We start from the raw sequence: 5,238 nt of genomic DNA, 5'->3' as shown, positions 1-5,238 counted from the left end.
GATTCTCTTCCACCTCTAGCGGATCGCCTTGGCAGGGATTGCGCAGTGTGTGCGGCGGGTATCCCGGCGGTTGAATCCCGCGACCGGGCATGGCCGACGTTGGTCAATTCCGAGCACTTTCGCATCGGCTTCGGAAGGCGGACAATGGCGGCTGCATCAAGCTGCCACCGGAAAGTCCGTTGTCGCATTGTGGTGCCGGGCGGGGAGGGTCTCCCCGTACGCAGAAGGCCCGGTGGGCGTCGCACCCGCCCACCGGGCCTTCTGCGCGGGGCGCGACCGGCCGGGGATGCCCGGCCGCGCCCCCTTGCGATGTCCTCGTCAGGCGTCCATGGCCATCGCAAGGCTCTTGGGCCGCATGTCGGTCCAGTTCTCGGTGATGTAGTCGAGGCACGCCTGGCGGGTCGCCTCGCCGAAGACCGTGGTCCAGCCGGCCGGCACCTCGGCGAACGCGGGCCACAGCGAGTGCTGGTTCTCGTCGTTGACCAGGACGTGGTAGCTCGCGTTGTCGTCTTCGAACGGGTTGGTCGCCATGTCGGGCTCCTTCGCTGTTGGGGGTTTCGGGTTGCGGATGCGGAATCGGGGTGCGGGACCGGTTCAGGCGGCGCCGGCACGGACGGAGGAGACGAAGCCGGGCAGCCGGTCCACCCCCCAGAACTTCTCGTAGCCGTTGATGAAGAACGGAACGCCGAAGACCCCGTCGCGATAGAGCGAGTTGAGGGATCCGAGGCCGTGCTCGCGTACGGCCGGATCGTCGCACGCGGTGGACAGGCGCACCGGGTCCAGACCGAGCCGCTCGGCGATGTACGCGATGACGGCCGGGTCGGAGATGTCCTGCCCCTCCTCCCACCGGGCGCGGTAGACCGCCGCGATGAACTCCGGCCCGTGGCCGAGCTCGTCGGCCACCAGGTACGCCAGGTGCGCCACCTCCCACCGGGGGTGGCGATCGACCGGCCACACCATCTCCAGGCCGCGGTCGCGGGCGAGCCTGCGCACGTCCTGCAGGATGTAGAGGTGCTTCTCCTTCGACATCGCCACGTACGGCAGGCTGATGCCGGCCTGCTCCAGATGGCCGCTCGTCTCCGCGTCCGGCTCCCAGAAGGGGAGCCAGTCGATGCGTTCCGCGACGTCCCGGTGGTCGGCCATCAGGTCCCGGTAGGCCATCCACGAATAGGGGCTGCGGAACGAGAAGTACCAGCGTGGCCTCCGTCGGGCCATCACCGCCTCCAAACATGCTGAGTGCTGCCGCCGGTCACGGATCGGGCCGGGGGCGGACGGGCCGGGTCTTCCCGCCCGTCAGGTGGTCAGATGGTGATGCCGCCGTCGATCTGCAGGACGGAACCGGTGATGTACTCGGCCCTGTCCGACACCAGGTACGCGACGAGGTCGCCGACCTCCTCGGCACGGCCCATGCGGCGCAGCGGGATCGTCCGGGTGATGTCCTTGCGGGCCTTCTCGTTCATCGCGGCGACCATGTCGGTGTCGATGAACCCGGGGGCGACGGCGTTGACCCGGATCCCGGAGCGGCCGACCTCCTTGGCCAGCGACCGGGAGAAGCCGATGATGCCGGCCTTCGAGGCGGAGTAGTTGCTCTGGCTGGCGTGGCCGTACACACCCGCCACCGACGAGATGTTGACGATCGCCCCGGTACGGCGCTTCATCATGGAGAAGACGACCGCGCGGCACAGGTGGTAGACGCCGTCGAGATTGGTGCCGATGACCTGGTGCCACTGGTCGTCGTCCATCAGCACCAGGGGGTTGTCGCGGGTGATCCCGGCAGCGGTGACCGCCGCGTCGACGGGGCCCAGCGTGTCCTCGACCTCCTCGACGAAGGAGCGCACGGCCGGGCCGTCGGTGACGTCCGTCCGCCGGGACATGACGCGAACGCCGAGTTCTCCGGCCTCCTTCTCCAGCTGCCGGGCCGCCTCGTCGTCGGCGCGGTAGCAGAAGGCGACGTCGAACCCGTCGAGGGCGAGGGCCAGTACGCACGCCCGTCCGATCCCGCGTGATCCGCCGGTGACGAGTGCCACCCGGGAAGTGTTGTCCTGCATGGTCCTCACTCAGCTCGCTTCGGGTCTCAGGACTTCGGCCGGGCGGAAGGCCATGACGATCCGGCCGACGGTCATCACCGTCTCGCCGGCCACCAGGCTCTCGCCCTCGAACATCACGGTGTCGTCCACCCTGCGTTCGACCCGCACGCGGTGCTCCAGGACGTCGCCGGGCAGCACGGTGCGGTGGAACTCGACCCCGGTCATGCCGCCGAAGAGCATGACCTGCCCGGCCAGCACGTCGGGGTTGGGGTCGTCCCACGTGGCGAGGACGCCCGCGGACTGGCACCAGGACTCCACGAGCAGCGGCTTCGGGTAACCGAAACCCTCCTCGGGGGTGTCCGGGCCCAGGCCCGCGTACCAGGGTTCGTTGCAGGTGACCGCCTTGAGGGCGGTCAGCGCGCGGCCGGGATCGACATGGGTGACCCGGTCCACCAGCAGCATGGGGTAGCGGTGCGGCAGCCTGCCGCGGATCTCCACCTGTCCGCTCACGTCGAGGCCCCGTCCGTGCCACGGCGGTAGCGCAGACGCACCGACGCGGCGTCGCCCCGGCCGGAGCGGATCTTCGCCCGGCACTGCCACGCCCCGTCCACCGGCTTCCAGTCGATGTCCGCGGTCAGTTCGTCGCCCGGGTACACGGGCCCGGTGAACCGGGTGCTCTCCACGGCCACGAGCTCGGGAGCGGGCTCCTCGGCGGGTGCCGTGGCGAGTACGCTCCGGTGCACGTACTCGACAAGACACACACCGGGGAAGATCGGGAAGCCCGGGTAGTGGCCGGGGAGCACCGTCTCGTCCACGGACACCGTGAACCTGGTGGAGGTGCGCCCCGCCTTCTCCGCCGGCAGGGCCTCGACGGCGCCGGAGAGCACACCGGCGGCCCGCGGTCCGGACCGGGTGACGGCGGGGGCCGGGGCGCCCGGACGCGTCTCGGCGAGGACGTCCATCAGACGGCCTGCAGCTTTCCGGCCAGCAGGTCGTAGGCGCTCTGCAGGGTGATGATCTGCCGAAGGTCGGACTCCGGCAGCTTCACCCCGTACTTCTTCTCCAGGACGACCACGATCTCCAGGGCCAGGAGGGAGTCGACCTCCAGGTCGTCGACGAACTTGGCGTCGTCGGTGATCTCGGCGGCGTCGACGTCCAGCACCTGCGCGACGATCGAGCGCAGTTCTTCCTTGTCCAGCACGGCGGTACCTCTCTCAGCGTTTCGTTCTTCGGTTTCGGCGGCGGGGCAAACGACGGTCAGCGCAGTCGGAACAGGGCGCAGCCGACGGTCCCGGTCCGGTCGACGGAGGTGACGAGACCCACCTTCCCGGCCACGGCCCGGTCGTCCTCCGCGTGCGCCAGCAGGGCGGCGGTCTGGAAGGCGGCGGAGGCGGCGCCGGTGTCGCCGATCAGCGCGACCTGGGTGAGGTCGGCCGCGTCCACGCCGGCCAGCACCTCGCCGACGGCGGCGGCCTCGGCGTCGCCCTCCGCCCCGGGGGCCCCGGAGCGGGCGAGGACGGCGATCTCCGTGAGGTCGACGCCGGACCGGCGCAGTGCGCCGCGCAGGCAGGCCGTGAGGCTGCCGGCCACGTCGCCACGGAGCACGACGCCCAGTTCGACGGCCAGGATCTCGGCCAGCACCGGCTGCCCGGCGTCCTCGCCGGCCGCGGGTTCGACGAGGAGTACGGCACAGCCCTCGCCGAGCGGCGCACTCGGCGCGCCGTCACCGCAGTGGTGCTCGAGCCAGGCGCGGGCCGTGGAGTACTCCTCGGCGGCGCCGCACAGCACGGTCTGTGCGCGACCCGCGGCCAGCAGCCGGCGGGAGTAGTTCAGGGCGTGCAGCCCCGCCACCCGGCCGCCCGCGATGGTCGTGTTGGGACCCTTCAGCTGGTACCAGATGGCACTCTGGCCGGCCGCGCAGTTCATCACGGTGTTGGGGAAGCGTGCCGGGTCGACGAAGAACGGCTGCTCGCCGGTGAGCGAATCCCGCGTGAAGTCCATCATGCTCTGGGCGCTGCCGGTGGTGGTGCCCAGAGCCAGTGCGGCGCCCTCGCCGGTGCTGACGGCCCGGCTCCGTTCGGTGTCGTCGAGCAGTGCCCCGACGGCGGTGACCGCCAGTCCGGTGACCCGGTCCATGGACCGGGTGCCCTTCTTGCCGAGTACCGTACGGACCTCGAAGCCGGGGACCACGCAGGCGTCGCCCCGGGGCCCGGCGGGCTCGGCCTCGTCGAGCACGGAGACGGTGGAGCGCCGCTCGCGCACTCCCTCGGCGAACGCGGTCCGGCCGATGCCGAACGGCGACACCGCGGACCACGCGGTGATGACAGGGCGCCCGGCGCCCGTTGCGGTGGTGGTCATGTCCGCCACGCTTCCCTTCGGTTCACAGGTAACAGACCATTCGGTACTCCGGCCAGCGCAGGGCCACGCTCCCGTCGGAGACGGGCAGCACCCCGTCCAGCAGCCGGTCCGGAGTCAGACCGTGTGCGGCCAGAGCGGACTCCTCGGCGTGGACCCGGACCCCGGTGTCCATGAGGGTGCGCAGGTCCCGCCGGGGGTCGGTGAGGGTGTCCAGGGTGCGGCTGCCGATCCGCAGCGCGGGTACCGGCTCGGCGCGCACGCCGTAGGTGACGGCGCGTCCGCGCAGCAGCACATCGAGCCCGCCGAGCTGACGGTTCAGCTCCACCGCCAGGTACAGGGCGTCGAAGAACTGCTTCTCCAGCGCCCCGCGGTAGGCCTTCTCCACGATGGCCAGGGTGCGCCGCCGCTGCGTGCCGGCCTCCCCGGTGGTCCGTCCGCCGGCCATCACAGGACCCCCACCTGAAGGGTGCGGCCGGCCGCGGCCACGTGGGCGCCGTAGCCGGAGGGGGGCCGCATGACGACCTGCGGCAGGTGGTCCGCCGCCCCCCGGTCGTCGCTGCAGAACCGGCAGCCGTACCAGTACAGCCGGCCCGGAAACGTTCCCAGCATGTCCTTCACCAGGGCGGCCGTGGACGGATACACCCCGTTCCAGTTCGCCAGGTTGCGCGGCTTGTCCTCACCCAGCGGGGTCTGGGTGAGCAGGGTGGCGTACCCGCACGCCCACACCTGCACGGCACGGTCCTGTTCCAGCAGCGCCTGCACCAGGCGCAACGCGCTGGTGACGCGCTCCGACTCGTGCGGTGAGCCCATGAGGGTGATCAGTACGTCGGTGGGCGGAATGCTGCGCGCCATG

Annotated in this window: 9 protein-coding genes; all 9 read right to left on the bottom strand. The window is 71.2% G+C overall.

The genetic code is table 11. The features are described 5' to 3' along the window. Positions 1-318 precede the first annotated feature (318 nt). The 9 genes from PYS65_RS07105 to PYS65_RS07065 all read right to left on the bottom strand — a co-directional run bounded on the left by PYS65_RS07105 (position 319) and on the right by PYS65_RS07065 (position 5,237). A complete protein-coding gene (locus PYS65_RS07105) occupies positions 319-531 on the bottom strand; it encodes an MbtH family protein (RefSeq protein WP_279332941.1) in 213 nt (70 codons plus the stop codon). A 63-nt stretch (positions 532-594) separates the two neighbouring features. Then, a complete protein-coding gene (locus PYS65_RS07100) occupies positions 595-1,215 on the bottom strand; it encodes a 2-hydroxychromene-2-carboxylate isomerase (protein ID WP_279332940.1) in 621 nt (206 codons plus the stop codon). A gap of 86 nt (positions 1,216-1,301) precedes the next feature. Then, positions 1,302-2,048 (bottom strand): 3-oxoacyl-[acyl-carrier-protein] reductase, encoded by a 747-nt coding sequence (gene fabG, locus PYS65_RS07095; protein ID WP_279332939.1) that lies wholly within the window; start codon positions 2,046-2,048, stop codon positions 1,302-1,304. A 9-nt stretch (positions 2,049-2,057) separates the two neighbouring features. Beyond that, positions 2,058-2,537, bottom strand: coding sequence for a 3-hydroxyacyl-ACP dehydratase FabZ family protein (locus PYS65_RS07090; protein WP_279332938.1), 480 nt, complete (start codon positions 2,535-2,537; stop codon positions 2,058-2,060). Continuing rightward, entirely contained in the window at positions 2,534-2,989 is a 456-nt protein-coding gene (locus PYS65_RS07085) for a 3-hydroxyacyl-ACP dehydratase FabZ family protein (RefSeq protein ID WP_279332937.1), read from the bottom strand. Before PYS65_RS07085 ends, PYS65_RS07090 begins: the two co-directional genes overlap by 4 nt. After that, entirely contained in the window at positions 2,989-3,228 is a 240-nt protein-coding gene (locus tag PYS65_RS07080; RefSeq protein WP_279332936.1) for an acyl carrier protein, read from the bottom strand. The genes PYS65_RS07085 and PYS65_RS07080 overlap by 1 nt, the downstream gene beginning before the upstream one ends. 56 nt (positions 3,229-3,284) lie before the next feature. Then, a complete protein-coding gene (locus PYS65_RS07075) occupies positions 3,285-4,385 on the bottom strand; it encodes a beta-ketoacyl synthase N-terminal-like domain-containing protein (protein ID WP_279332935.1) in 1,101 nt (366 codons plus the stop codon). Between the two features lie 22 nt (positions 4,386-4,407). After that, the gene (locus tag PYS65_RS07070; RefSeq protein ID WP_279332934.1) at positions 4,408-4,830 is read right to left on the bottom strand and encodes a hypothetical protein; all 423 of its coding nucleotides are present in this window, start codon (positions 4,828-4,830) and stop codon (positions 4,408-4,410) included. Continuing rightward, the gene (locus PYS65_RS07065) at positions 4,830-5,237 is read right to left on the bottom strand and encodes a hypothetical protein (protein WP_279332933.1); all 408 of its coding nucleotides are present in this window, start codon (positions 5,235-5,237) and stop codon (positions 4,830-4,832) included. The genes PYS65_RS07070 and PYS65_RS07065 overlap by 1 nt, the downstream gene beginning before the upstream one ends. Position 5,238 lies beyond the last annotated feature (1 nt).

Origin of the sequence: Streptomyces cathayae, from assembly GCF_029760955.1 — a bacterium.
Lineage (GTDB): Bacteria > Actinomycetota > Actinomycetes > Streptomycetales > Streptomycetaceae > Streptomyces > Streptomyces cathayae.
Note: the sequence above shows the minus strand (reverse complement) of the source record. Positions and strands in the feature narration are given on the sequence as shown.